Source organism: Fusibacter sp. QWL-12, assembly GCF_058683495.1.
The window spans coordinates 3,761,155-3,786,656 of sequence record NZ_CM178745.1; the positions used below are offsets into that span (position 1 = coordinate 3,761,155).

Annotated in this window: 31 protein-coding genes; all 31 read right to left on the minus strand. The window is 35.7% G+C overall.

Annotated features, from left to right (window positions below; translation table 11 throughout):
- Nucleotides 1-3: 3 nt before the first annotated feature.
- Complete coding sequence (gene fliR / locus AC4PID_RS17950) at nucleotides 4-771, minus strand: flagellar biosynthetic protein FliR (protein ID WP_492133364.1); 768 nt, start codon at nucleotides 769-771, stop codon at nucleotides 4-6.
- Between the two features lie 8 nt (nucleotides 772-779).
- Nucleotides 780-1,049, minus strand: a complete 270-nt coding sequence (gene fliQ / locus AC4PID_RS17955; protein WP_492133365.1) for a flagellar biosynthesis protein FliQ — start codon at nucleotides 1,047-1,049, stop codon at nucleotides 780-782.
- 10 nt (nucleotides 1,050-1,059) lie between these two features.
- On the minus strand, nucleotides 1,060-1,782 hold the full coding sequence (gene fliP / locus AC4PID_RS17960; protein ID WP_492133366.1) for a flagellar type III secretion system pore protein FliP: 723 nt from the start codon (nucleotides 1,780-1,782) through the stop codon (nucleotides 1,060-1,062).
- 37 nt (nucleotides 1,783-1,819) lie between these two features.
- A complete protein-coding gene (locus AC4PID_RS17965) occupies nucleotides 1,820-2,131 on the minus strand; it encodes a flagellar biosynthetic protein FliO (protein ID WP_492133367.1) in 312 nt (103 codons plus the stop codon).
- 109 nt (nucleotides 2,132-2,240) lie between these two features.
- Nucleotides 2,241-2,603 carry a response regulator gene (locus AC4PID_RS17970; RefSeq protein WP_492133368.1) on the minus strand — a complete coding sequence of 121 codons (363 nt, stop codon included), beginning with the start codon at nucleotides 2,601-2,603 and terminating at the stop codon, nucleotides 2,241-2,243.
- A 19-nt stretch (nucleotides 2,604-2,622) separates the two neighbouring features.
- Entirely contained in the window at nucleotides 2,623-3,753 is a 1,131-nt protein-coding gene (fliY, locus tag AC4PID_RS17975) for a flagellar motor switch phosphatase FliY (protein WP_492133369.1), read from the minus strand.
- On the minus strand, nucleotides 3,746-4,756 hold the full coding sequence (gene fliM / locus AC4PID_RS17980) for a flagellar motor switch protein FliM (protein ID WP_492133370.1): 1,011 nt from the start codon (nucleotides 4,754-4,756) through the stop codon (nucleotides 3,746-3,748). Before fliM ends, fliY begins: the two co-directional genes overlap by 8 nt.
- A gap of 65 nt (nucleotides 4,757-4,821) precedes the next feature.
- Nucleotides 4,822-5,241, minus strand: a complete 420-nt coding sequence (locus AC4PID_RS17985; RefSeq protein ID WP_492133371.1) for a flagellar basal body-associated FliL family protein — start codon at nucleotides 5,239-5,241, stop codon at nucleotides 4,822-4,824.
- Nucleotides 5,241-6,005, minus strand: coding sequence for an OmpA/MotB family protein (locus AC4PID_RS17990; protein WP_492133372.1), 765 nt, complete (start codon nucleotides 6,003-6,005; stop codon nucleotides 5,241-5,243). Before AC4PID_RS17990 ends, AC4PID_RS17985 begins: the two co-directional genes overlap by 1 nt.
- Nucleotides 5,998-6,795, minus strand: a complete 798-nt coding sequence (locus AC4PID_RS17995; protein WP_492133373.1) for a motility protein A — start codon at nucleotides 6,793-6,795, stop codon at nucleotides 5,998-6,000. The genes AC4PID_RS17990 and AC4PID_RS17995 overlap by 8 nt, the downstream gene beginning before the upstream one ends.
- A 25-nt stretch (nucleotides 6,796-6,820) precedes the next feature.
- Nucleotides 6,821-7,018, minus strand: a complete 198-nt coding sequence (locus tag AC4PID_RS18000; RefSeq protein ID WP_492133374.1) for a flagellar FlbD family protein — start codon at nucleotides 7,016-7,018, stop codon at nucleotides 6,821-6,823.
- Between the two features lie 153 nt (nucleotides 7,019-7,171).
- Nucleotides 7,172-8,539 (minus strand): flagellar hook protein FlgE, encoded by a 1,368-nt coding sequence (locus AC4PID_RS18005; RefSeq protein WP_492133375.1) that lies wholly within the window; start codon nucleotides 8,537-8,539, stop codon nucleotides 7,172-7,174.
- Between the two features lie 72 nt (nucleotides 8,540-8,611).
- Nucleotides 8,612-9,013: a TIGR02530 family flagellar biosynthesis protein gene (locus tag AC4PID_RS18010; RefSeq protein WP_492133376.1), complete on the minus strand. Its 402-nt coding sequence runs from the start codon at nucleotides 9,011-9,013 to the stop codon at nucleotides 8,612-8,614.
- A gap of 12 nt (nucleotides 9,014-9,025) precedes the next feature.
- Nucleotides 9,026-9,514 (minus strand): flagellar hook assembly protein FlgD, encoded by a 489-nt coding sequence (locus AC4PID_RS18015; protein ID WP_492133377.1) that lies wholly within the window; start codon nucleotides 9,512-9,514, stop codon nucleotides 9,026-9,028.
- A 9-nt stretch (nucleotides 9,515-9,523) separates the two neighbouring features.
- Nucleotides 9,524-11,077 carry a flagellar hook-length control protein FliK gene (locus tag AC4PID_RS18020; RefSeq protein ID WP_492133378.1) on the minus strand — a complete coding sequence of 518 codons (1,554 nt, stop codon included), beginning with the start codon at nucleotides 11,075-11,077 and terminating at the stop codon, nucleotides 9,524-9,526.
- Between the two features lie 10 nt (nucleotides 11,078-11,087).
- Nucleotides 11,088-12,356, minus strand: a complete 1,269-nt coding sequence (locus tag AC4PID_RS18025) for a hypothetical protein (RefSeq protein WP_492133379.1) — start codon at nucleotides 12,354-12,356, stop codon at nucleotides 11,088-11,090.
- Nucleotide 12,357: 1 nt separating this feature from the next.
- Complete coding sequence (gene fliJ, locus AC4PID_RS18030; protein ID WP_492133380.1) at nucleotides 12,358-12,807, minus strand: flagellar export protein FliJ; 450 nt, start codon at nucleotides 12,805-12,807, stop codon at nucleotides 12,358-12,360.
- A 16-nt stretch (nucleotides 12,808-12,823) separates the two neighbouring features.
- A complete protein-coding gene (fliI, locus tag AC4PID_RS18035) occupies nucleotides 12,824-14,125 on the minus strand; it encodes a flagellar protein export ATPase FliI (RefSeq protein ID WP_492133381.1) in 1,302 nt (433 codons plus the stop codon).
- 1 nt (nucleotide 14,126) lies between these two features.
- On the minus strand, nucleotides 14,127-14,909 hold the full coding sequence (locus tag AC4PID_RS18040; RefSeq protein WP_492133382.1) for a FliH/SctL family protein: 783 nt from the start codon (nucleotides 14,907-14,909) through the stop codon (nucleotides 14,127-14,129).
- Complete coding sequence (fliG, locus tag AC4PID_RS18045) at nucleotides 14,902-15,915, minus strand: flagellar motor switch protein FliG (protein WP_492133383.1); 1,014 nt, start codon at nucleotides 15,913-15,915, stop codon at nucleotides 14,902-14,904. Before fliG ends, AC4PID_RS18040 begins: the two co-directional genes overlap by 8 nt.
- An 8-nt stretch (nucleotides 15,916-15,923) precedes the next feature.
- Nucleotides 15,924-17,477, minus strand: coding sequence for a flagellar basal-body MS-ring/collar protein FliF (gene fliF / locus AC4PID_RS18050; RefSeq protein ID WP_492133384.1), 1,554 nt, complete (start codon nucleotides 17,475-17,477; stop codon nucleotides 15,924-15,926).
- Nucleotides 17,478-17,506: 29 nt separating this feature from the next.
- Entirely contained in the window at nucleotides 17,507-17,809 is a 303-nt protein-coding gene (gene fliE, locus AC4PID_RS18055; protein ID WP_492133385.1) for a flagellar hook-basal body complex protein FliE, read from the minus strand.
- A gap of 80 nt (nucleotides 17,810-17,889) precedes the next feature.
- Nucleotides 17,890-18,330 carry a flagellar basal body rod protein FlgC gene (gene flgC / locus AC4PID_RS18060; RefSeq protein WP_492133386.1) on the minus strand — a complete coding sequence of 147 codons (441 nt, stop codon included), beginning with the start codon at nucleotides 18,328-18,330 and terminating at the stop codon, nucleotides 17,890-17,892.
- A gap of 11 nt (nucleotides 18,331-18,341) precedes the next feature.
- Entirely contained in the window at nucleotides 18,342-18,740 is a 399-nt protein-coding gene (flgB, locus tag AC4PID_RS18065) for a flagellar basal body rod protein FlgB (protein ID WP_492133387.1), read from the minus strand.
- 394 nt (nucleotides 18,741-19,134) lie between these two features.
- Nucleotides 19,135-19,887 (minus strand): GTP-sensing pleiotropic transcriptional regulator CodY, encoded by a 753-nt coding sequence (gene codY, locus AC4PID_RS18070; RefSeq protein ID WP_492135401.1) that lies wholly within the window; start codon nucleotides 19,885-19,887, stop codon nucleotides 19,135-19,137.
- 33 nt (nucleotides 19,888-19,920) lie between these two features.
- On the minus strand, nucleotides 19,921-21,984 hold the full coding sequence (gene topA / locus AC4PID_RS18075) for a type I DNA topoisomerase (protein WP_492133388.1): 2,064 nt from the start codon (nucleotides 21,982-21,984) through the stop codon (nucleotides 19,921-19,923).
- A gap of 83 nt (nucleotides 21,985-22,067) precedes the next feature.
- Nucleotides 22,068-23,156 (minus strand): DNA-processing protein DprA, encoded by a 1,089-nt coding sequence (gene dprA, locus AC4PID_RS18080; RefSeq protein WP_492133389.1) that lies wholly within the window; start codon nucleotides 23,154-23,156, stop codon nucleotides 22,068-22,070.
- A 7-nt stretch (nucleotides 23,157-23,163) separates the two neighbouring features.
- A complete protein-coding gene (locus AC4PID_RS18085) occupies nucleotides 23,164-23,823 on the minus strand; it encodes an ATP-binding protein (RefSeq protein ID WP_492133390.1) in 660 nt (219 codons plus the stop codon).
- Nucleotides 23,824-23,849: 26 nt separating this feature from the next.
- Nucleotides 23,850-24,689 carry a magnesium chelatase domain-containing protein gene (locus AC4PID_RS18090; RefSeq protein WP_492133391.1) on the minus strand — a complete coding sequence of 280 codons (840 nt, stop codon included), beginning with the start codon at nucleotides 24,687-24,689 and terminating at the stop codon, nucleotides 23,850-23,852.
- A gap of 166 nt (nucleotides 24,690-24,855) precedes the next feature.
- Nucleotides 24,856-25,215, minus strand: coding sequence for a YraN family protein (locus AC4PID_RS18095; protein ID WP_492133392.1), 360 nt, complete (start codon nucleotides 25,213-25,215; stop codon nucleotides 24,856-24,858).
- An 8-nt stretch (nucleotides 25,216-25,223) separates the two neighbouring features.
- Nucleotides 25,224-25,502 carry an EscU/YscU/HrcU family type III secretion system export apparatus switch protein gene (locus AC4PID_RS18100; protein ID WP_492133393.1) on the minus strand — a complete coding sequence of 93 codons (279 nt, stop codon included), beginning with the start codon at nucleotides 25,500-25,502 and terminating at the stop codon, nucleotides 25,224-25,226.

The following is a 25,502-nucleotide window of genomic DNA, read 5'->3' on the forward strand; positions in this document are numbered from 1 at the left end:
CCGTTAATTATAGACATTTAAGAAATCACTAATATATTTAAAACTCATACTCAGTATGTTAGCAAAAATATCGTACATATAAGGCATCAAAATGATAAAAAGTAGCATCCCAAAGAAGATTTTAAAAGGCATTCCTAGAATAAATATATTCATCCCAGGCATCGCTTTTGATAATAAACCTAAAATAATATTTGCGATAAGTACTGTAATCATAAATGGTGCGGCAATCTGAAGCCCTAAAACAAAAGATTGTCCTATAATATCAAGTAATATTGGAAATGACCCTGCAACTTTGAAAAAGGAACCCAGTTCTATACTTGAAAAGGATACAACTAACGCAGAAATTAATTCATGATGAAAATCAAGTTGAAGAAAAATCAAGGTTGAAAAGACGTAAAAAACGTTAGATGTAATTGCAATTTGTGATTCATCCATCGGGTTAATAACACTTACCATTGAAAAACCTAACTCATGGTCAATGATGTCACCTGCAAAATAAACAAAGTTAAAAAACACAGATACTAATAAACCTATGAAGAGACCTATTATCAGTTCATTTACCAACAAAATGGCAAATCCCCAAAAAGTAGTTACATCATAGGTTAATGTTGAATTCACAAATGGAAATACTATAATGGTTGTAAAAAAAGCTAGACCTATTTTCATAGGGATTGGATAGTTTCTACTTCCAAAAATTGGTGCTGTAAAAATCATACCAACAATTCTAGCAAATACTAGAATGATATCTAGTAGTGGAATAGAATACGTCATAACCTCACCTAGTATATAATTAAGTCAATTAAATTCATAACATAGTTTGTATAATCGACAAGTGAATTAAGCATCCAAGAGCCTGTTAAAAGCATAACGCCAAAAACGACAAGGATTTTAGGAACAAAAGCTAATGTCGCTTCTTGAATTTGAGTCGTCGCTTGAAAGATTGCAATGATTAGACCTATAAGCAAACCACTTAAAAGCATTGGCGCAGATAATATCAAAATCATTTTAATCGACTCTGAAAACAAATCGATAATCATCTCTTCCGTCATCTGTTTCTCCTTATCGAATACTTAAGACTAATTTTTCAACTACCAAATGCCAACCATCAACAAGTATAAATAATAAAATTTTGATTGGTAACGATATCATTACTGGCGGTAGCATCATCATCCCCAAGGCCATCAGTGTAGATGCAACAATCATATCTACGACAATAAAAGGCATAAAAATCAAGAACCCTATTTCAAAGCTTAATTTTAACTCACTTAGTATGAAAGCAGGAATTAAAACTGTAATTGGGATATCATCATTTGTATTCACTTCCTGAATATCAGCTATATCCAAAAAAAGCGCTAAATCCTTAGATCTAACCTGAGCAAACATAAACTCTCTAAAAGGTTCAGCTGCCAAGTCAGTTGCCTCTTCCAAGGAAACAGTGCCCTCTTGCAATGGAACATATGCATTTTCATAGACATCAGAGAAAACAGGTGCCATAACAAATAGGGTCAAAAATAAAGCCAAACCAATCAACGTTTGATTTGGTGGCGTAGCTTGTAGTGATAAAGCACGTCTTACAAAACCTAAAACGATGATAAATCGTGTAAAAGAAGTCATCATAATAAGTATTGAAGGTGCTAAAGACAACACAGTAAGCAAAATTAAAATTTGAATACTGTTTGCAACTTGCACATCACCATTTTCACTCGAAATAGATACATTGATATCAGGTAGTTGGATTTCAGTAGCTGCAAACCCTATGTTACTTGGAATTAACGTCAACATAAAGAGAACAACTAAAACAATCCCCCATTTCTTTATTTTATGCTCTGTCATCATCTTGATCCTTTGCTGATTCTTGTTTAATAATTGTTTTTTTTAACTGCTCAAAAAAAGCACCTGACTGAGTTTCCGATATCTTCATATCCTCAAGGTTGAGATGCTCACGTTTGTCAATTAAACGCATGCCACTTTTATCACTGCTGATAAGATAGTATAAGCCATCCAATTCTATAAGAAATAGGAATTTATCTGCACTAATTGATATGCGTTCGATAACTTTTATGTTCTTTTGACGTATGGTTATCCCTTGACGCTTGGTAAGGTACTTAGATAACCCCCATAATAATAACAAAAACACCGTGGCCACAATTATATATTTAACTGTGAACAAAGTGTCAGATGTCGAATTATATTTAGAAATACCCGTAAGAGAACAGGTGAAAATGTTCATAACATTTCACCTATCCTAGTACTTTTTTAACAGCTTCAATAACACGATCAGCTTGGAAAGGTTTTACGATAAAATCCCTAGCTCCAGCTTGAATAGACTCGATAACCATGGCTTGTTGTCCCATTGCAGAACACATGACAACCTTTGCACTCGGATCAAAAGCTTTTATTTCTTTAACTGCCTGAATACCATCTACCTCTGGCATTGTAATGTCCATAATAACGAGTTCAGGTTTAAGTTCTTTATATTTTTCAATCGCCTTTTGACCGTTTTCAGCCTCTCCAACAACTTCATAGCCGTTTTTTGTCAAGACATCTTTGATCATCATCCTCATAAATGCTGCATCATCGACTACTAATATTGTATTAGCCATATTTATCCTCCTTAAAAAATTATTCGCTTGCCCTTCTTGGTATTATAATATCTGTGATTCTGATACCGTAGTTTTCGTCAACGACGACGACTTCACCTTTTGCAATGCGTTTACCATTAGCCAACACATCTAAAGGCTCTCCCACAAGTCGGTCCAGTTCAATTACTGTGCCAACACCAAAATCTAGGATTTCATTAATCTTTTTACCGGTTTTCCCCAACTCTACAGTGATTTCAAGCGGTACATCTCTGATTAAATCTATATCATTATTATAATACATTTGAGCAGAATTGCTATCAAAATTTTCAAATTGTAGCGGGACAGCATTAACTTTTTCAGAAGACATCCGTGCTCTAGGTTCTTCTTCTTCATAATAATACTGAGCTTTAGGTGGTTCTTTCTTAGGAGAAACTACATCCTCTGGCATAACTTCTGGCTTTGCTGATGCCTTCGGCGCAGCTGTTACAACAGGTTCTGGCTCTGATTTCGCGCCAATTATTGTTGAGACCATCTGTTTTGCAACTTCTATTGGTAACACCTGCATGATCTCACTATCAATCAAGTCGCCAACGGTCATTCTAAATGCAATTTTAACAACTTTATCATCTCTATCTACTCCAAACTGTGTATAATCCAGTTCGGAAATTCGATCGTGATAAGCTTCTGGAGGTGAAATATCAATTTTTTTACCTAACATTTCTGAAAGAGAAGTTGATGATGAACCAATCATTTGATTCATAGCTTCACCAATCGCACTTAAATGTAAATCGTTTAAATCATTTGAAATATTAGTGCCATCCCCACCCATCATTAAATCGGTTATAATCTTTACATCTTTTTCATGGAGAATAAGAAAATTAACGCCTTCTATTCCCACTTTATAAGTGATATTGATTAAAACAGATGGATCTATAAACTCATTTGAAAGTTGCCCCATAGTTGTTTCTGATACTTTTGGCGTCGTTATCGTAACCTTTTTGTTGAGTAAGGTAAATAATGTCGTCGCCGCAGTTCCCATACTGATATTGCCGATTTCACCTATTGCATCGGCTTCCTCATCTGTAAGTCCACTTGCAACTGCAGATGAAGATGAAGGTGCTCCACCGCCTAGCAATGCATCTATTTCCTCTTGAGATAGCATATCACTCATCTATTTCATCCCCTTCCTCAACAATTTCAGTTATCATTATAGCGACATTTTTCTTTTTAATACCTGGTTTAGCTCTATATTTTACTTTGTTTTCTACGTAAACATCGAGCGATTCTTTAACACCTTTGTTTAATAAAATAATATCGCCTTTTTGTAAATTCAATAGCTCTGACACTGTAATCGACGAACCTCCTACCATAGTAGTTAAATTCAATCTCGATCGACTGATCCCAGTCTCTAAAGCATCTCGTTCTTCTTCAGTTACTTCTTTTTTGTTACTTGTAGCAAACCATAACCTAGAACTTAAACTTGGTAAAATCGGTTCTATGACATAGTGTGGTATACAAATATTGACCATTCCCTCATTATCGCCTATATGGAGATTAAACGTAATCAAAGCCACGGACTCAGAGGGAGATACGATTTGTGCAAACTGCGCATTGGTTTCAATGTTTTCAAGTTTAGGTCTTAGTTCTACGATATTTCCCCATGGTTCTTTTAGTAAATTGATAAACTTAATAAGTATGTTTCTTAAAAGAGTCATTTCAATTTCAGTAAGAGTTCTACTTTCTTTTGCTGCACCACCAGAGGCTTTTCCAGTACCACCAAGCACACGTTCAATCATTGCATTGGCAATATCTGAAGAAATATCAATAATCACCTGACCGCTAAATGGTGCGAAATCAACAATACCTAGAATTGCAGGATTTGAAATTGAGTTGCTAAACTCTGTATAAATCAAACTCTGAACTGAAATGACATCAACTTCAATATAAGTTCTTAAATAACCGGACAAAAAGTTGTTCAATAATCTAGAAAAATTTTCATGAATTATTTCTAAAGTTCTTAGCTGATCTTTTGCAAATTTATCTGGACGGCTGAAATCATACTTTCGAACTTTTTTCTCTTTCTTTTCTTCTTCTATCTCACTGACGTCTACTTCGCCGGTACTAAGGGCCGCGAGCAGCTCGTCAATCTCGTTTTGGGACAAAACGTCAGGCATGATTTCACCTCCTTATCAATAGATTTATAATTCTAGTATAAATATCGGCTATATAGTGTATAAACTTAACCTTGAATCACAAAAGGTTGTATATATATATTGGTTATAGTTTCTTCATCAGACTCTAAAACTTCTATAACCATATCTTTGATCTTATCTCTAAGTTTTTGTTTACCATTAGCTTTTTCGATATCGGTTGATAAGGTGGCTCTCATAATCTCATCAATATTATTTCTGATTTTCGTCTTATTAGCTTCAAATACAGCAGCCATATCTGTATTTGTATATTCAATCGTAACTTGATATTTTACAATTTTAGAACTATTCTCATCCGCTAGATTAGAATACTCTTCAGCAAAAGAATACTCATAATATACAATTGGTTCTTCCTTTGGCGTTCTAGTCAGTAAAAATACCGCTGCGCCACCACCGATTACCAATATTAGTACAACTGCAGCTATTATAATCAATAATTTTTTATTCATTAGTTTCCTCCATCTTCGGTTGTGCTTTCACTTGTAGTAACATCTTTTTTTATAACAACTACATCGACCCTTCTATTTGCAGACCTTCCCTCAGCTGTATCATTCGTATCTATCGGATGATACTCACTATAACCAGCAGCAGAAAGCCTAGAAGGAACAAAACCTGATTGCTCTATAAAATACCTTACAACGTTGGTTGCACGTGCAGTCGACAGCTCCCAGTTTGACGGATACATAGCTGATATATTGGGAATGTTATCCGTATGACCTTCAATGCGGATTTCTTCATTGATCAAATCCTCAGTTGTTAATAGCTCAGCTAAAAAATTCAAGATATCATAGGAAGCAGTCTTTATAGTTGCACTTCCAGAGTCAAAAAGAACATTATCTTTAAAGCGAATAACTAAGCCTCTGTCTTCAAGCTGTATCTCAACCTGATTCTCCATTTGATTTTCTTCAAGATACTCTTCTACTTGTTTCTTTAGGTTATCGAGTTTTGTTTGCTCTACAACTTGCTGCGAAGAGGTTTGAGACTCAGGCATGCCATCGAATACAAGAGGTGCTTCCGACAAGGATTTACCACCAGACAAAACACCTGCCGATCCTTGAAAAGACTCCATAACTGCTTGAAATTTTTGTGCATCAATAGATGAAAATGCAAACAGTAGAACGAAAAAGCACATTAATAGCGTTACTAAGTCGCCATATGTCGCCATCCATTCTGGAGCACCAGCTTTGCATTCCGGACATTTATCTTTAGCCATTATCTGATTTCGCCTCCTGAGTACCAACGCGTTTTCTTACAGATGGAGGTAAGAAAACTTTTAACTTCTCTTCTATAATTCTTGGGTTTTCACCAGCCTGAATTGAAAGAAGACCTTCAATCATAACACTTCTAATAAGCATTTCTTCATTACTTTTAAGTGATAATTTCCCAGACATAGGAATAAAAATTAAGTTTGCTAATACAGAACCATAGAAAGTTGTTAATAAAGCTACGGCCATTGCAGGTCCAATGGATGACGGATCTGATAAATTCTGAAGCATCGCAACCAAACCGATTAGCGTACCGATCATACCAAAGGCTGGACCTAATGAACCAAATGTATCCATCATAGCTTTACCTTTACCATGTCTTGCAGAAATATTTTCAATCTCTGTTTCAAGAATGTTCTTCACAAGCTCAGGATCTGTACCATCGACAATCAACATGACACCCTTTTGAAGGAAATCATCCTTGATTTCAGAAACTGCTTCCTCAAGAGCAAGCAATCCCTCTCTTCTTGCAACATTGGCCAATTCAATAATCTTAGTTATAATTTGATCTACGTCAAATTCATTATTTTTTATTGTCTTTCCAAAGACTTTTCCAAGACTTAACACTTCCTTAAGTGGAAAAGCAACAAGGAAACCTGCGAGCATACCACCGACAACAACTGCTACAGAAGGTGCATTAAAATACCACCCTAATTGTCCACCGAGCAGGATTGACCAGATGATAAAGCCAAAACCTAAGACTAATCCTAAAATCGTTGTTATATCCAAACCAAACACCTCTTTTGTACTTTAATAGAATTTTTTAAGTATTACTTATAGTATGATTAATTTTATGGTTATATTCAATAATTCTTTCTATAACATACTCAATATTTTCTTTAATAATCACTTTTTTTCCAGTGGTTAGCGTAATCATAGTATCAGGTGTCTCTTCAATAAATTCGATGAGATTAGAATTTAGGTAGATAGGCTCACCGTTTAATCTAGTTACTTTAATCATCTGTAAGCATCCTTTCTCACATACTTAAGCACTAATAAACAATTTGATCTTCGAAAAGTTTATATAATACCAAACAAATATGAATGAATACCATGCTCTGAATGGTTATACCCACTCAGAGCACGTTATTACCTATTTTATAAAGATTAATTACTATCTCTTCAAGTTTACAAGCTCTTGAAGAATTTCATCACTAGTTGTAATTACACGAGAATTCGCTTGGAAACCTCTTTGAGTTGTGATCATTTCAGTGAATTGTGCTGCTAAATCTACGTTACTCATTTCAAGAGCACCAGGTGTAATAGAACCAAAGCTCCCTGTTGCTGGTGCACCATATTTTGGTGTGCCTGAGTTAGGCGTATCTTGGAACATGTTATTTCCAATTTTTTCAAGACCGGCAGGGTTATCAAAATCAACCAAACCAAGTATCTGTAATACTTTTCTCTCACCATTGGTGTAGATACCTATGATTTCACCTTTTGAAGAAATGTTAAAGGTATCGATAGAACCAGCGGAGTTACCATTGAGCTGAACACCTTTTGCATCGGATTCTTTTGATACTTGTGTAAAAATTCTAGAACCATTAACTACGTCACCATTTGAGAAAAACATAGAACGATCCACTGGTAAAGTGATATCAGCTGCACCAGGTACGGTCATGAGTAGTGTTCCTGAAACAACCGTTTCAGCTGAGTTAGCGTCTCCAGCAGTTGCTAGTGTAACCAAATCTACAATTTCACCACTTTCATTGAACTTTGCATACCAATGGTTATCTGGTGCTGCAGCAGCTGGATCGGGAACCATTTGTGTACCAGTATTATCAGTAATGGTTACTTCTCTATAAGAATAGTTATAGGTTGCTGCTGGAGTGGCAGGATCGTAATTCGGATCATTTGGATCGACGGTTTTCTTTACGGTTGTCACATACGGATCACCTACGAAATTGAAGTTCACTGTATGGATATCACCCAACGAATCATAGACATCTACTGTTGTTGTATAATCAGAATCATTAAAGTTTAAGTTGCCGTTAATTGTCAAATTTGTTGTCGCAGTTGCATTTTTCGTATCAGACATGTTGATTTGAATCGCCTTCATATTTTGGTCTAAAACTTTCATTCCGTCTGTTGTAACCAAATATCCAAGCTCATCTAATTGAAAATTACCTGCTCTTGTGTAGTATTTATTTTGAGCATTTGCATCGTTCGTAACGACGAAAAAGCCTGAACCATCTATCATTAAGTCTGTTGCTATATCTGTTCTTTGAATAGAACCTTTCGCATGATTCACAGAAATAGACGCAACTGTTGTTCCTAAGCCAACTTGCATTGGGTTAGTACCACCTCTTGAATCAGAGGATGAGCTTGCGCCTCTTAAAGTTTGACTGTACATTTCAGCAAAAGATACTGAAGATGCTTTAAAACCAACGGTGTTAACATTGGCAATATTGTTACCTATTACATCCATTTTCAACTGGTGTGCTCTTAAAGACGAAACACCAGAGTACATAGATCTCATCATAAAAATAACCTCCTAACGTCAGTTGGGACTATCATTCGGATAGTATCCCTATAGCTTCCTTAAAAGGTCCAGCTATACTATGACTGCGCCATCAATATTCGTAAATACGTTGTCTTTTAATTGTTCACCTGCAACTGCAGTGATAATTGTTTTATTTTGAACACTTGCTACAAACACTTTATTGTCCATCATTATCAAAGCTTCTCGAACACCTTTAGATTGTGCTTTGTTCACACCATCGTTGATTCTTCCAATTTCATCCTCAGTAAGAGAAATGTTTCTAGAGTTCAATCGGTCCATCGCATGCTTTGAAAACTTTATCGAATCATTACTTTTAATACGAGATAATACATCGTTAAACGACGTACCATTTACTGTATTTTTATCCGTTTGATTTTGAGTGCTTGTATTCGGCTGTACGACTTGAGAACGGCGAATCATATAATCGTTGTTCATATTCTTTAAGTCACTCATCTTCATTCTCCTTTATAATCCGAGAACTGATAGCACCTCTTCGTCACTTACATCGTTACCGCTGCCTGTGTAATTCGATAATAGAGCATTCAGCTTAATTAATTCATTTAAAATTTGGGAGTTTTGCTCAATAATTTCTTTTTGTCCGTCTACTATTTCGTCTGAGCCCTCTGTTGTACCTGATAGTTTTGCTATAACCGCTGCCATATCTTCAAGCTGCTGTGATATCAAGGAATTCAGCTGATTGGATGTCTCAGATGATGACGCAATATTTGATAATTGTTCAACTGATGAAAACTGTGCCATTTGACTCATATATTCAGTGTTATCTTGAGGATTTAAAGGATTCTGATTTTGTAATTGTACCATCATCAGTTTTAAAAATGCATCCTTATCTAACACTTGACTCTTTTGTCTTTGGGCATTTGTGGCATCATTTGAAATAACATTAAGTGCTTTTATTTGGTCCTCAGTAAACGAACCGCTTACATTAAAAGCCATGATTGCCTCCTATCCATAATAATTAAATGTCGATCCATCTAACTCGTTTAATTCATATCGACTGATTTGTTCAAGTGGTTCCAACGCATCTACTGAAGCGCTCTCTTGATTATTTTTCTTGCCGGATTTTTGTTTTTTTACATCGAAACCAGCTTGTCCTTCTCTTTTCCCACTATCGATATTGACATTAATCTGGTTGATTGAGTATCCTTTGTTGTTTAACGATTGCTTTAGATCGTCTAAGTTAGACTCTATTGCAGCTTTAACAATTTCATTCTCAACTTTAAGTTCTGCTAAAACGACACCTTTTTGAATATTCAATTTTAACTCTACGTTGCCTAATTGCTCTGGTTGAAGCTTGACAATCATAGAAGAACCATGATCAGATAATTTCACTTGCGCTTTAACTGCATCTAATATTTGACTGAAAATTTCTTGCTTTGGAATTTGTTGTACGGTAGTTTGTTGCACTGTAACGTTGTTACCTTGTTTCATAATTACTTGATGAATACTGATACCTGCGTCATCCGAAGTAATCACCTGCTCAGATTGTACTTCAACTTGAGTGTTGACTTGTTCCTTAACCGCTGGAGTGACTTCTGCACTATTAGGTTTAACTTGGACACTACTTTGAACTGCATCCTGATCTTCAACAACAGAATTTTGATCGGATTCTACTGGTATAAGATCTTGAGCTTGTACTTTCGTCTCCTTGATAGCATCAGTAGTTTGAACATCCTTTTGAATGGTAACCCCTTCAATCACTTTAGTTTCTGCTTTCGATTCTGCTTTATTTTTGCTTATGGCATCCACAAGTAATTTGCGAACTTCATTAGCAGGTACAGTATCATCAGAAAGCTCACTTAACTGACTTACTACTTCACTAAGTGTTTGAATCAACTTTTGTTCAAAATTCGGTTCGCCCTCAGTGGTTTGTGGCTGTGTCAGATTTTCTAAGTTCTCCAACATTTTTGTTAAGTCATTGGTGATTGAATTGACATTCTCATTTGATAAGCTGGTCTCAAGCTGTGAGTCGATTTCCAAAGTATCCAGAACATCTTGTACCATCTCTATAACTTTAGTTACACCCTCACTAGAGTTTACCATTTCTTTTAAATCATCTACCGTCAAATTCATCATTGCAAGTATTTCATTGATTTGATCTTCAGTCATATTGGTTTTTGCTTTTAGTTTTTCTTTTACTTCATCTTTAAGCGCTTCTGAATCTTCTACCTCAGTATCTTCGTCCTTACTGACTTTTTTGACTGGTTGTTTTTGTTGAGATTGGTCATTTTGCTGAGGTTTTTCAACCTGCTGTGCTTTTCCATCACTTGCCTGTACTTTATCATCAGTTTCAACTCGACCTACATAGGCTGGTTTATTATCTGATAAAGTAAATTTTGGTTTCTCAACTTCTCCAAATGTCTGTTTTGAAGTGTTCACATCTGTCTTCTTTTGTGTAAGAACGTCTTTAAAGGCATCTAATTGGTCATTTAGGTTCGTTTTATTTGCAATCATTGGGTTGAGAGCTTGCTGTGATTTAAGCAATTCTCTTAATTGCATGTGTCACCTCCTAATTTTGTGGCAGTGCGAGTTTTCTAGTCAATTCAGATGACAAAGTTTGATCTAACGAAGAAAGAATTGTCGCAATTTTATCCTGTGGGAAGCTGGTTAAAATCCTCAGTATCAAATCTTCATCAGAAATTGAGATCATCTCACCATTATTCAAATCATAGGTTTGAGAAGGAGATGCATTTAACATCATATTTCTAACTATAGAAACAACCTTTGTCGTATCCATTTTCGAATAGACATTGATTAACTCGTTAACATTATCGTCAAATTCTTTATATATCTTTAGTGATTTTAGTATATCTGGCGTTAATAAATCTTCACCATTATCTAATAGTTCATTGGCCTTAATTTTAGATATTATATCAAACACAAATGTTTCATCATCAGATTTCGCCAAAACTTCCCCAGCTTTTTTTGCACCTAGTTCTTTGTAGATAATTGCTAGATCGTCTAATGAGTATACCGATGTATTTCCTAAAGTGTTAATCAAGGTGTCAGCCGCTTCTGATTTATAAACATCCGCAATTTGCTGTAAATCTTCTTTTCTTCTTTGCTTAGAGCTATACGCATTACGAATCGATTGCGCTTTCGTATCAGAAAGTGCTGCATAAATTTTATCTCTATCTACTTGATCCAACTGATACAAAATATTAACAGCTGTGTTATCGTCAATGTATTCAAAAATAGCAGCTGCATTTTTATGACCATTAATACTATCTTCAATAATGCCGTTAACCTCTTCAACCGCTGCTGTTAATGGCAATCCTGAGATATAGCTTGCTTGAGCTTTAAGATCGTCTGTTTGCTCAGAAGAGATCCCTTGAACTGTATTTGCTAAAGCGTCTTTATTTACTGTAGCTGCTCGAAGTGCTTCCAATATGTTTCTTGTTTTATTGGGATTAACCCTTAACATCTCTTTGATAACATCATCATATGCACTCTTATCGTCCTTTTGAAGGATTAAAAGTTTATCCACTGCCCTAGATTCATCTAATGAAAGCATGTAGTCGGCAACCGTTTTAACCTGTGCGAGTTCTTCAGCCCTCGTTGGAAACTTTTCAAAATAAGTCCCAAGCGGACCAGGTACATTCGATAAAATACTATTGGCACTCAGGTTAAAATCCTTATTCAAAAAATAAAGAGTTCCCAACGCCAACAAAGGTGTTAAGAACAATATTAATAAGACGATAAGGCAACCACCTTTTCCGCCAGATTTCTTCGATTTATCATCTTCGATTTTAGAAGTATCCGGTTTATTCTCCGCCATATTATTCTCCGTTCTTTTTATTATTTGCAAAATTTACGACTTCTTCAATCAGCTTTTCATCAGCGACATTGATCGCTTCAACAAATGCCATAAAAGCCTTTTCTTTGAGTTTATCCATAATCTTACGCTCTTTAACAGCTTCTACTAAAGCGACTTGTGTCAAACGAATTTGTTCATCAACTCTTTCGATATTGCTATTGATTCGATCACGATGCTCTTTGTAATATTTTTTACCACTTTCAAACTTTGATAGCTCTCCTGCAGAAGTCCCATTGCTCATTACTTCAGTAATATAAGCATCGTACTGAATACTTCTCATGTTTAACTCTTCAAGATCATCCAACAAGTGTTGTTTTTTTGCAATTAGCTTGGCAAGGTTGTTTTTTATCTCTTCTTCCTTATCCATTCGCATTTTAAGAACACTTTCATATCTAAATTTAAATTTCTTCATTTAAATGCCTCAGTCTCTAATTAACAAGGTCTTTAAGACGATCGATACAAACATCAAACTCAGAACTTTCAGTTGTTCTCTGCTTTAAAAATGCATTGAAGCTATCTATTTTTGAAACCGCCAAATCAATATGTGGATTGGTTCCACGTGCATATGCACCTATATTGATTAAGTCTTCAGAATTTCTATAAGTTGCCAATATTTCTTTAAATCTTAATGCGGCTAAAAGATGTTCTTCATCTATAATATTTGGCATAACACGACTTGCGCTTTCAAGGACGTCAATTGCGGGATAATGGCCAAGGGCTGCTAATTTCCGTGTTAATATAATGTGACCATCTAAAATTCCACGAACAGCATCTGAAATCGGTTCATTGAAATCATCTCCATCAACCAAAACGGTATATAAACCAGTTATTGAACCAACTGCCGAGTTGCCAGCTCGCTCTAGGAGTTTAGGTAAAACAGCAAAAACAGAAGGTGTATAACCTCTAGTAACTGGCGGCTCGCCAATAGCGAGGCCAATCTCTCTTTGCGCCATTGAAAAACGCGTTACTGAATCCATCATCAAAATTACGTTTTTTCCTAAATCTCTAAAATATTCAGCGATAGAAGTGGCAATTAGTGCCGCCTTCACACGAACCAACGCTGGCTTATCTGAGGTTGCAACTACGACAACCGATCTTTTAAGCCCTTCTTCTCCGAGATCGTTCTCGATAAATTCTCTTACCTCACGTCCTCTCTCTCCAACAAGAGCGATAACGTTTACATCCGCCTTGGTATATTTAGCAATCATACCTAACAAAGTACTCTTACCAACACCTGATCCAGCAAAGATCCCAATTCTTTGACCTCTACCAGTCGTTAATAATGCATCCAATGTTCTTATGCCAAGGGGGATAGGTTCAACAATTTTATCTCTAAACAACGGGTTCGGAGGATCATTATTGGCTGGGTATTTTTTATCTACTGCTGGCTTGCCATTTTCATCAATTGGATTACCCAAACCATCTAATATTCTACCTAATAAATCCTCAGACACATCTACTTGAAGCGAATGCCCTGAAGCAACCACCCGACTACCAGGCCCAATACCAATCATATCACCTAAAGGCATGATTAGTACTTTATCGTTGTTAAATCCAACGACTTCACCTTTTAAAGGTTCGATGTTTTTAATAGGATATATATCTACAACTTCTCCAATCTCAACAGCTGGACCGATAGATTCAATCATTAACCCTATAATTTTTGAAACTCTTCCACTAAATCTAAGCAAAGAGTTTGTTTTTAGAGCTTCACTATATTTCTCAAGCATTTCAATCACCCTTTAAAAGGTCTTCAAAAATTTTCTTAATTTGATCAAGCTGTGTTGATAAGCTTGAATCAATACTGCCTGAATCTGTATCAATCATGCACGAGCCTGACGGTAAAGACGGATCACGTTTGAGCTCCATTTCCTCAATTTTATCACTTGTAGCCAAAAGCATAGGTCTTATAGATAAAGCGTGATTATAATCCTCATTCGAAACGCGAATGGTAATGGCGTGAGATTTTGATATTCTTTCGATCCCTTGTCTAATCAAAGTTTCGATAATCGCCTGATCTGTCTCAACCTTATAATCAAAAACCTTCTCTATTGCTTCAACTACCAAATTAACCATTTCAGACTCAGCTTCTTTATGTACCTTTTTACGAATTTCATTCCACTCTGACTTGATGGATAAAGCTTCATCGACAATTTGCTTCGCTATTTCTTGACTATCTTCAACGCCTCTATTATAACCATCCTGATAACCATCCGCTTTCGCTTGTTCCATTATTCCCTTTGCTTGATCATACGCATCAGAAACTATAGCCTCACTACTTGCTTGAGCTGCAGTCATCTTTTCTTCATAATGACGATCTGCTTCTTCAAGTATTTCGTTAGCTTCACGGCGAGCTTCTTCAATTAATTGATTGGCTGCCGCCTGAGCATCAATATGCTCTGCGACAGCCAATTCTTCAGCTTTATGATTTAATTCTTTTTGCTCTTGTGTCGATGAAAGTACAAAAGCTTTATCATCCAATACAATCCTTGAGGATTTAAAAATCTTAGACAATTAACTCATCTCCTCCGCCTCTTGCTATGATAATTTCGTTTGCTTCCTCAAGTTTTCTTATAATATTAACAATTTTTTGTTGTGCTTCTTCAACATCTCTAAGACGGACAGGTCCCATAAAGTCCATATCTTCTCTAAGCATTTCTGCCATACGTTTAGACATATTGGCAAAGATCATCTCTTTAACCTCATCAGTAGCACCTTTAAGCGCTATCGCAAGGTCATTGTTATCAACCTCACGAATGAACCTTTGGATACCAACGCTATCAAGGTTAACGATATCTTCAAATACAAACATTTTCTTACGAATTTCTTCAACAAGCTCTGCATTTTGAATTTCAAGTGTTTCGAGGATATATTTTTCAGTACCACGATCGACAGAGTTAAGAATATCAACGATACATTGAATACCACCTGTAGCTGAGTAGTCTTGTGTCACCATAGAAGATAACTTGCGCTCAAGAACAAGCTCAACTTCTTTAATGATTTCAGGAGAAGTACTTCCCATGGTAGCAATTCTCTGCGCAACATCCGCCTGTTTTTCTTGTGGCAGTGCGGATAACACCTGCGCCGCTTGGTTTGGATTTAAATAAGATAAAATCAAAGCAAGGGTTTGAGGATGCTCGTTTTGTATAAAGTTAAGCAACTGGTTCGCATCAGTTTTCTTCACAAAGTCAAACGGTTTAACTTGTAACGACGAGGTCAATTTATTGATAATTTCAAGCGCTTTTTGTGAGCCCATTGCTTTTTCAAGAACTTCTTTGGCGTAGTTGATACCGCCTTCTGATATAAATTCTTGAGCCAAGCAAACTTGATAAAACTCTTCAAGTACGGCTTCTCTTTCTTCAGGAGTAATACGGCTAACATTAGCAATTTCAAGCGTTAACTCCTCAATTTCATCATCATGCATATGACTAAATAACGCAGCAGATCGCTCAGGACCAAGGGCAATCAGCAAAATAGCCGCTTTAGTTTTTCCGGATAGTTTACCTTTTTTAGTTGCCATCATGCCTCCTAATTATCATTTAGCCAAGCGCGTAATAATGCTGCCGCTGCCTCTGGATTGTTGTCCACAAATTTCTCAATGTGATATTTAGGACTTCCTTTATCTTCTTGGAACGCTTCGATTTCTTCAAGATCAGCTTGAATTTCAGCCTCTCTTTGAGCTTCAAGTTCTGCTTCAAGCTTCTTCTTACGGTTTCTACGAAGTATGAGCATAACTACGATGACTGCTACGATTGTTACTAGTACAACGATCACAATAACAAGAATTGGAATCCCAAACAATGTACCTGCCGTATCTTGACCAGTGTATACGTCATAGTATTCCATCGGATCAGGAAACTCTTGAACCAAGACTTGGATATTTGCACTATCTGTACCTGCAGACATTGCAATTAAATTTACCAGTTCTGTTTTATGTTCGTCTGTTAATGTACCATCTACTAATGCTTTTGAGTTAAGTAATACACCGATGGTCATCGACTTAACATCACCTTGAGATTTTACGATTTCTCTATAAATCTCATTCATTTCATAGTTTAATGTCTCACTAGCTTTTTCATAACTTGAACCATTACCGGTCGTTTCAACAACTGAAGTCGCTTCACCTGTATTAGAATCAGTTCCAGGTGTGCCCGTTGCACCCGTATCATTAACGATATTCTCTTTTATTGTCGTCGCACTTCGAACCATACCATTAATTTCGCCTTCAATAGGAGGGCTAAAAATCTTTTGAGTTTCCGTTTGTGCGTTAAAATCTAATGTTATACTTGGTTGTACCTCTACATTACCAAGTCCATATAATTTCTCTAAAAAATTTGTCAAATTGTCTTGAAGCTCTGATTGAACTCTTTGAGTTAAATCAAACTGGGAATTTGCTGTGAACGAAGTACCCTGCTCTTGATTGTTTAGCTGAATCCCACTATCATCGAGTATGGTTACATTTTCTGGTTTTAAATCCTTAACTGCATTGACGATTAAGTTTACGATCCCACTTACTTGAGCATCATTAATCGTAATACCAGGTTTAAAACTCACTACGACAGAGGCTTTTGACTCTATTTCATCCTTAATAAAATAGCTACTTTCCTTCGGGATCTGCAAAATAACCGTTGCATTTTCAACAGCAGTTATGGTTTCAATGGATTTTTCAATATCCGATGCCAATAACCGAATATACATTTGCTCTCTAGTTTGAGAAGTCATGGTAATGGATTCGCTACCTAAAACATCAGACCAACTTAAACTTCCAGCCTGTGAAGAAACTGCGAGTTCCATTCGTGCTCTAGAAACATCACCTTCAGGAACAGAAATAACAGAAGTATCATTAGAATCTCTCCACGTTATACCTAAATCATCCAGTTTCGTCGTAATCACTTGAGCTTCTGCAGGCGTCAGTCCTTGTGCAATAACCGTATATTTTGTACGTGTTAAAAAGAAGATACTAAAGGTCAACACTAATACAGCGGCTACTATCCCAATGATTAAAAATATTCGATTATTTCTACTTAGTCCATTAAAAAAATTAACAACACGCTCTCTGAGCTGGTTAATCAGATTCCCCATGAATTACACCCCTAAAATATCATTTGGCATTATAATTGAAGTCGCATGATTTCACTGTAAGCTGATAGCACCTTATTGGTTACTTCTACAGCCAAATTGATAGACAAGTCCGCCTTCATAGCTGCAATTGTTACATCTGAAATATTATCAGTAACACCCAATGCAAAAAGATTATCCATTTGCTCAGCGTATATCTGATCATCACTTACTTTCTGTATCGATTGCGCTAGGATGTCAGAAAAATTGACATTGTCTTTTGACAGGGTATTATTTACCTCAACTAATTTCTTATCTTTTGAAATTATAGAATTCTGTAACTGATCAATTTTCATACATTCTCACACCCTTATTTATAAAATTATAATTTTTCCGTTTTCTAGTATACACTATTTTATTCCATTTTTGTCCTAGACTATTTTCCTATTTCAAGTGCTTTCATAGCCATAGCTTTGGTCGCATTAACTGCAGTGATATTTGCCTCATAAGCCCTAGATGCTGATATCATATTAATCATTTCATTAACGACTTCAACGTTTGGCAAATTAACATAACCATTTTCATCCGCATCGGGATGGGTTGGATTATATTCCTTTTTAAATGGTGACTGATCCTCAATAATACCCGCTATCTCGACGCCATTTCCTAGAGATCCTGCACCAGATGCTGTGTTGAGTACTTGCTCAAAAGAGTTTGCTTCTTGAGCTCTAAACACTGCAACCTTTCGTCTATATGGCGTACCACTCGCAGTTCTAGTAACATTTGCGTTTGCTATATTTTCAGAAATCAAATCCATTCTTAAGCGTTCAGCTGTTAAACCAGACGCACTTACATTTATCGAATTAAAAAATCCCATTTAACTGCCTCCTACTTATTAATCTTTAATGCCGTTTTAAGCCTTGCAAATTGTCCGTTAACTTCATTTACAACTGCATTATAGTAAATTGTATTTTTTGCAAGCTCAGCATTTTCAACATCGATATCAACATTGTTTTCATCCACACGATAACTCGTATCATTTACTGTTTCAACCGTTATGTCCGTCGTATATGCAGAATCTATATGCTTTGCATTCGTCTTGACCATCTGAACGCCTTGATTATAATTCATCTGATTGCGTAATACTTCCTCGAAGTTTACAGTCTGTTTTTTATATCCAGGTGTATTCACGTTCGCTATATTATTTGCAATAGCACTATTCTTAAGCCAAGAACCACTTAGGGCTTTACCCATTAAATCAATTTTTTGAAATGAATTTTTAAGCATATTGTGCCTCCCTTCATACATATAGTTATATCGGTAAAATGATGTCATCTTATTAACAAAAATCAAGTTTAATGTAAATATAGGCTAATAATCACAAATCAATTCATTATTCAATATTATATTCACGTATTTTTATAATTATTCGCATTTCACGCATACAAGATATACTTCTCTAAGTTATATTTTAAACTATATATTGTAGAAAATAAAGAGTTTTTCCTAAAAACGATTGAAATTCAGCGATTTGTGGCAGTTATAAGAAATTTGTTTTATTTGGTATAGGTATAGAGTCATGAAAAGCAATCATTTCTAATTATTGATTGAAACCCAATAACAAAAAAGCATCCAATTAAAAAAAAAATCCAGCCTTCGCTGGATTTTACTTAATAATTAATTAATTCCTAATTTTATTTAGCTCTTCAAGTAAGTGTTCGTTAAGTACTTTAATATAAGTACCTTTCATACCTAATGAACGCGTTTCAATTACGCCAGCACTTTCAAACTTTCTAAGTGCATTTACGATTACCGAGCGTGTAATTCCAGCTTTATCGGCAATTTTACTTGCAATAAGAAGACCTTCCTCACCGTTTAACTCTTCAAAAATATGAAGAACGGCCTCGAACTCAGAATAAGATAAAGTGCTAATTGCCATTTGAACAACTGCTTTCTTTCTCACAACTTCTTCATGTGCATCACTTTTTGCTCTAATAATTTCAAGACCAATAATCGTAGCTGCATACTCAGCTAAGATTAAGTCCTCTTCAAGATAATTTTTCTCTCTTCTAGCGATGATAAAAGTTGCAAGTCTTTGAGCGTTACCAATTACAGGAACAATCGTAGCAAATTTGGAATAACTTGCTAAATCATTTTTAAAGATTTCGATTAATTTATCACCAGTAATATCAAATAAAGTCTCATTGATTCGAAGTAATTGTTCTTGTTCTTCCTTATTGTAAAAATGCTCTCCATCCTCAGTTAAAACAACTGCACTATCTTCATGATCATGAAGACTTACGCCGAGAATGCGACCTCTTTTACTTACGACATAAACATTTGAATCTAAAATGTTCATCATCGTTGTACATAAATCTTGAAACGATAACTTTGTCGCTCCAGAAGTCTGTAAAATTGAATTTAATTTCCTCATCTTACTCAAAATATTGCTTTCCAAGATACCCTCCTAGTTTTGCTCTATATAATCGCAAGTAGCATTATGACATTTTATAATCTCTTGCTTTTTGTTCTTTTTAACGACGAGTAAATCGCCACACTTTGGACACTTCTTATCAATCGGCATATCCCATGATACAAAATTGCATTTTGGGAACTCCGAGCAACCATAAAATACCTTAAGTTTCTTGGATTTTCTCTCTATAATTTCACCATCCTCACATTGCGGACACTTGATGCCTAATTTTTTTAAAATTGGCTTGGTGTTATCGCAGTTTGGATAGTCAGAACATGCTAAAAATTTACCATATCGACCGTGACGAATCAACATTTTCTTGCCACATTTTTCACAATCAATATCTGTTTCTTCTGTTAAATCAACTTTTTCAATTTCTTGATCTGCTTTTTCAATCATTTCAATAAATGGCTGATAGAAATTTCTAATGACTTCTTTCCAAAGAACATCGCCTTCTTCAATATCATCAAAACGATTTTCCATATCTGCTGTAAAATCTATATCCACAATTCGAGTAAAATAATCACTCATTATTTCATCAATAATAAAACCGAGTTCAGTTGGTTTTAGGCTTTTCTTTTCCTTATCAACATAACCACGACTTAAAATAGTAGTGATGGTTGGTGCGTAAGTACTTGGACGACCGATTCCCTTTTCTTCCATTTCTTTTACAAGCGAAGCTTCAGTAAATCTCGCTGGTGGTTGTGTGAAATGTTGTGTTGGATCATAATGATCTACATTCAAAGTTTCACCTTCATGGAGCTCTGGAAGAATTCTATCAGTTTGAGAACCTGAATTATATACTTTGAGAAAACCTTCAAATAGTAATCTACTTCCATTTACTTTGAAAATATAATCGCTAACGGTTGCTTCAACACTGTGTGCTTCATATTCTGCACTGGCCATTTGACTAGACACAAATCTAGACCAAATAAGATCATAAAGCTTTAATTGATCTTTGCTTAGAGATTCTTCAATTGATTCAGGTGACAATTCTACCATAGTTGGGCGAATCGCTTCATGAGCGTCTTGAGCGTTTTTAGATGCTTTTTGCTTTTTTTCTTCAGTCGCAAGCATTTTCTCGCCATAATTTTCTAAGATGAATTTACGACATGCATCTTTAGCAACATCAGAGATTCTAGTAGAGTCAGTTCTCATGTAGGTGATCAAACCGACAGAACCAAGTCCTTTGATATTAATACCTTCATATAATTGCTGTGCAATAATCATCGTTTTCTTTGTTGTGAAGCCAAACTTATTTGAAGCTTCCTGTTGCAAAGAGCTTGTAATAAAAGGCGCAGAAGGATTTCTAAGTTTTTTGCGCTTATCCACTTTTGATATTACTGCAGGTTGATTTTTCGTACTTGCTAGAATTTGATTAACCTCATTTTCATTTTGAGGTACAATTTTTCCGCTTGTATTGCCATAGAACTCAAAACTCAAAGGCTCTTTCTCAACGACCAAATCAGTAACTGCTTCGATCTTCCAATACTCTTGTGGCACAAAATTAAGAATATCGCGTTCTCTATCACAGATCAGTTTAGTAGCTACAGATTGAACTCTACCAGCACTTAATCCTTTTTTTACTTTCCTCCATAATATAGGACTTATGGAATACCCCACAATTCTATCGAGTACGCGTCTCGCCTGTTGAGCATCAACGAGATTAATATCGATTGCACGAGGCGACTTTATTGCACTTTTAATTGCATCTTTAGTAATCTCGTGAAAAGTGACACGACAATCTGAATTTGCATCCACACCTAAAATATACGCCAAATGCCAAGCAATCGCTTCGCCTTCACGGTCGGGGTCAGTTGCGAGATAAACATGATCCGCTTTTTTAGCTGCACTCTTTAAAGATTTGATAAGGTCACCTTTACCACGAATATTAATGTATTTAGGTTCAAAATCATTATCAAAATCTACCCCCATTGTACTTTTCGGCAGATCGCGAATATGACCTATCGATGCAACGACTTTGTAGTTTTTACCAAGAAATTTTTCTATTGTTTTCGCCTTTGCAGGCGATTCAACTATAACTAAATTATTAGACATTCAATCACTCCATTATGTTTTTTACTAGCCTTCGAGTGTACTTAATAAATTTATATATAAAAAAACCTCTTGTCAAGTGTTTTTTATGTCAATTCAACCTCATCTAAACTCACGAAATCACACAAATCTTCTAAAATCAATTCGTTCAGGGCGGCGTTAATTTCAGAATATTCTAAACAAGTTGCAAAATTTAAATCATTTAACGTCATCTTTTTGTGATTTAACAAGATTTCATACACTATTTTTGCAGTATGTGATAATTCTACCATCATTTTCTTTTGTAACTGTGGTTTTACATTTAAAAGTTCTAAGATAACCTCGTAATTATAAAGCGGAATTGCACCATCAAAGATCAGTCGATTGGTTCCTATAGACTGTTCCGATGTAATGTTACCAGGCACAGCTAAAATTGGAACACCCTGATCTAAAGCATGAGCTGCTGTTATCAAAGTACCACTCTTCTCGCCTGCTTCAACTAAGATAACTAGGTCGGATATACCACTTATAATTCTATTTCTTAAAGGAAAATGATAATGCTTTGGCTCACTTTGTACTCTATATTCAGAAAGAATTAAGTTCGCACTCGTATTAATTCGGCTATATATCCCAGAATTTGTCTTAGGATAGACGGTATCGATATCCGTTGGCATAACTGCAATGGTGTTTCCGCCACTATCCAATGCACCTTTGTGCGATTGTGCATCAATACCAAGCGCCATGCCACTGACAACAGTAATATTATATTGTGCCAAGTACTTGCCCAAATCATATGCGACTTTTCTACCATATGCTGTAGGCTTTCTACTGCCAACAATTGCTACTTTTTTTGTGCTTAATAAGTCTAGGTTACCTTTCGTATAAAGAAGATTGACCTTTGGCTGTGTATTTTTTAAAACATTCGAAAAGTACTGACTATACGGTGTGAGAATGCTCAAGCGGTCTTGTGTATAATGCTGTAATCGATCTTTCAGTTTTAACCTTATATACTGTAAATCATTTTCGTCAAAAGGGCAAGTGACATTTATCTTTGTTAAGTCTTTCCAATTCTCGATTAAATGTCGCCACTTTATATGATGATAATCTGTATAATAGTTCAATATACATTTTCTTAAAGATGGTGAAAGTGTTAGTTCTTCTTCCAGTAACCAATAATTTATAATATAGCTTTGCATATTCACCTCATATAAAAAATTTCTTCATTACTTGTGCCGATAAAAAAGTATAAGCCTCAAGTATGTGCTTTTTTTCTATTTCAAACGACTGTTCTAAGTCGGCTATTGATCTAGCGATTTTAATGAGTTTAACCACGCTTCTCATTGATAAGCTTCCCTTTTGCTCATAACGCCTTATAATTTCTATGGACTCCTGATTCAGTAATTCACCACCTAATGTGTCCTTGTCTTTATGCTTTCCCTCCTTTATTAAAGCTCTATCTAATTGAAACGCAGTCGCAACTTTTATTTTTTCGTAAATATAATCGGAACTTTTTCCCTTCATCAGATCTACAGATAAGTCTACACGATCCATCAAAACAGTCATGTCGATTCTATCTAATATTGGCCACGATAGCTTTCCCATATAGGATTTAATTGAGGGAACACTGCAGTTGCAAAGACCAGACTTTGATAAAAAGTGTCCACATGGACATGGATTCATCGTAGCGACCAACATAAAATTTGAAGGGTATTCCAAAGATCTTCCTCCTCTAGACAATTGTACCTTGCCACTAGACATTGGTTCTCTAAGTGACTCTATCGCATCTTTTTTAAATTCTCCCATTTCGTCAAGATACAATACGCCCTGATGCGCTTTCGAGATCTCACCGGGTAAAACCTTCATACCACCTCCCACTAGTCCTATCTTACTTATAGAGTGATGGGGCGAACGAAAAGGGCGCTGATTAACCATCCCTTTAACTTCTCCTGCAGCGACACCGTAGATCTTTTTGTCAACTCAATTCTCTCCTTTAAGGTAAGTGGTGGTAGTACCGACTGAATGCGTTCTGCAATCATACTTTTACCACACCCAGGTGGGCCGATTAACAGTAGATTATGACGACCTACCATAGCAATCTCCATGGCCCTTAGTGCATGTCCTTGTCCCAAAACTTCATTATAATTAACATTTCCAGCAACCGTTTCAATACTTGTGTTAATAAAATCGTTTTTATCTCGGTTGACTTCTTCTTTTAGACTATTGGTGCTTAAATCAGATACCAACGTTTGTAAGCTCGAATAAGGATAAATTTCGATATCTTCAATGAACTTTGCCTCAATTCGATTTTCAAATGGTAAAACTATTTTTTTAATACCAGAGGCGACTAAACCTTCTATCAACGACAAAACATTTGAAATTGGCTGTATATCACCATTTAGAGCGAGTTCACCGATAAAGCCAAAAGACTCATAAGCACTCTCATTTAGCGTGTCTGTACACGCAAGAATCCCAATAGCTAAAGGCAAATCAAGATGAGATCCCTCTTTTTTAAGATCTGCAGGATATAAATTTTGAACGATGCGATCATCAGAAAATTTGACTCCAATAGATTTAATCGCTGAACGTACTCTCTCCTTTGACTCTTTAATCACCATACTAGGCAAACCAACAAGTATGTAATTTGGCATCCCTCTTAATATATGTGTCTCAATTTTTATCCCAAGCCCTTCAATCCCCCAGCTTACAGCTGTATTGATTTTGCTATACATACATCACCTCATTCATTTTATAATAACGAAATATTTCGCTCTTAATAGACTAGCTAATATTTTTACTATTATTAATATATTATCCATAATTTTACATATTGTAAATAAAAAAAAGACATCTCTATCACTGAAAAGTCATTTCGAATGTCTAATTTGTTAGTTTCTATTAAGAAAATATATTATCTAAAAAATCAAAATGAATGATTTCATCTTGCATTTCAATGCCTAAAAATGAAATTGCATAGGATGGGTACTCACTGAATTTTCCTTTCATTAAATACGCAACCGACTTCTGTAAACGTTTTAATTTTAAAGTCGTTATTGATTCTCTCGCTGATCCATAATTCTGATTTGAACGAAATTTGACTTCCACAAAAAACAAACAATCGTCCTTTTCTAAAATTAAATCTACTTCTCCAAAAGGCGTATACAAGTTTTTAGCAAGAAACCTATAGCCTTCTTTTTCAAGATATTCAGCACCAAGCTGCTCGTAGGTTGTTCCAATCGACCTTAAATTTGATTTCAAGACGCCTCCTATTTTTTACGTTGATCAACGTTTGCAATAAATACCAAAACCTCTGCGACAACTTCATAGAGCTCATAAGGAATCTGATCCCCTACTTCAAGCTGCTTGAGTTGACTCGACAGCTTCTCATCCTCATATATTGGGACATCATTTTCTCTAGCAGTTTTAATAATATTCTCTGCAACCACACCCACACCCTTCGCTATTAGCCGCGGCGCACTATCCGCTTCAGGATCAAACTTAAGTGCATTTGCAATTTTTCTTTTTGATTCTTGATCTTTAGCCAT

Bases quoted from the DNA above. Each gene is read 5' to 3' on its own strand.
- fliP (WP_492133366.1), bottom strand. From the start codon at position 1,782: ATGTTGACGTTAATTCCAAGTAACATAGGGTTTGCAGCTACTGAAATC.
- fliE (WP_492133385.1), bottom strand. From the start codon at position 17,809: ATGAAAATTGATCAGTTACAGAATTCTATAATTTCAAAAGATAAGAAA.
- AC4PID_RS18085 (WP_492133390.1), bottom strand. From the start codon at position 23,823: ATGAAGGTTTTACCCGGTGAGATCTCGAAAGCGCATCAGGGCGTATTG.
- AC4PID_RS17990 (WP_492133372.1), bottom strand. From the start codon at position 6,005: ATGGCTAAAGATAAATGTCCGGAATGCAAAGCTGGTGCTCCAGAATGG.
- AC4PID_RS18005 (WP_492133375.1), bottom strand. From the start codon at position 8,539: ATGATGAGATCTATGTACTCTGGTGTTTCGTCTTTAAGAGCACACCAG.
- codY (WP_492135401.1), bottom strand. From the start codon at position 19,887: ATGAGGAAATTAAATTCAATTTTACAGACTTCTGGAGCGACAAAGTTA.
- fliY (WP_492133369.1), bottom strand. From the start codon at position 3,753: ATGAGTGATATGCTATCTCAAGAGGAAATAGATGCATTGCTAGGCGGT.
- AC4PID_RS18010 (WP_492133376.1), bottom strand. From the start codon at position 9,013: ATGAGTGACTTAAAGAATATGAACAACGATTATATGATTCGCCGTTCT.
- AC4PID_RS18100 (WP_492133393.1), bottom strand. From the start codon at position 25,502: ATGGCTAAAGATCAAGAATCAAAAAGAAAAATTGCAAATGCACTTAAG.
- flgC (WP_492133386.1), bottom strand. From the start codon at position 18,330: ATGGGATTTTTTAATTCGATAAATGTAAGTGCGTCTGGTTTAACAGCT.
- AC4PID_RS18015 (WP_492133377.1), bottom strand. From the start codon at position 9,514: ATGGCTTTTAATGTAAGCGGTTCGTTTACTGAGGACCAAATAAAAGCA.
- AC4PID_RS17985 (WP_492133371.1), bottom strand. From the start codon at position 5,241: ATGAATAAAAAATTATTGATTATAATAGCTGCAGTTGTACTAATATTG.
- AC4PID_RS18025 (WP_492133379.1), bottom strand. From the start codon at position 12,356: ATGGCGGAGAATAAACCGGATACTTCTAAAATCGAAGATGATAAATCG.
- dprA (WP_492133389.1), bottom strand. From the start codon at position 23,156: ATGCAAAGCTATATTATAAATTATTGGTTACTGGAAGAAGAACTAACA.
- fliF (WP_492133384.1), bottom strand. From the start codon at position 17,477: ATGGGGAATCTGATTAACCAGCTCAGAGAGCGTGTTGTTAATTTTTTT.
- fliR (WP_492133364.1), bottom strand. From the start codon at position 771: ATGACGTATTCTATTCCACTACTAGATATCATTCTAGTATTTGCTAGA.
- fliI (WP_492133381.1), bottom strand. From the start codon at position 14,125: ATGCTTGAGAAATATAGTGAAGCTCTAAAAACAAACTCTTTGCTTAGA.
- fliM (WP_492133370.1), bottom strand. From the start codon at position 4,756: ATGCCTGACGTTTTGTCCCAAAACGAGATTGACGAGCTGCTCGCGGCC.
- AC4PID_RS18090 (WP_492133391.1), bottom strand. From the start codon at position 24,689: ATGTATAGCAAAATCAATACAGCTGTAAGCTGGGGGATTGAAGGGCTT.
- topA (WP_492133388.1), bottom strand. From the start codon at position 21,984: ATGTCTAATAATTTAGTTATAGTTGAATCGCCTGCAAAGGCGAAAACA.
- AC4PID_RS18000 (WP_492133374.1), bottom strand. From the start codon at position 7,018: ATGATTAAAGTAACTAGATTAAACGGTGAGCCTATCTACCTAAATTCT.
- flgB (WP_492133387.1), bottom strand. From the start codon at position 18,740: ATGCTTAAAAATTCATTTCAAAAAATTGATTTAATGGGTAAAGCCCTA.
- fliG (WP_492133383.1), bottom strand. From the start codon at position 15,915: ATGGCAACTAAAAAAGGTAAACTATCCGGAAAAACTAAAGCGGCTATT.
- AC4PID_RS18020 (WP_492133378.1), bottom strand. From the start codon at position 11,077: ATGCAATTAAGAGAATTGCTTAAATCACAGCAAGCTCTCAACCCAATG.
- fliJ (WP_492133380.1), bottom strand. From the start codon at position 12,807: ATGAAGAAATTTAAATTTAGATATGAAAGTGTTCTTAAAATGCGAATG.
- fliQ (WP_492133365.1), bottom strand. From the start codon at position 1,049: ATGACGGAAGAGATGATTATCGATTTGTTTTCAGAGTCGATTAAAATG.
- AC4PID_RS17970 (WP_492133368.1), bottom strand. From the start codon at position 2,603: ATGGCTAATACAATATTAGTAGTCGATGATGCAGCATTTATGAGGATG.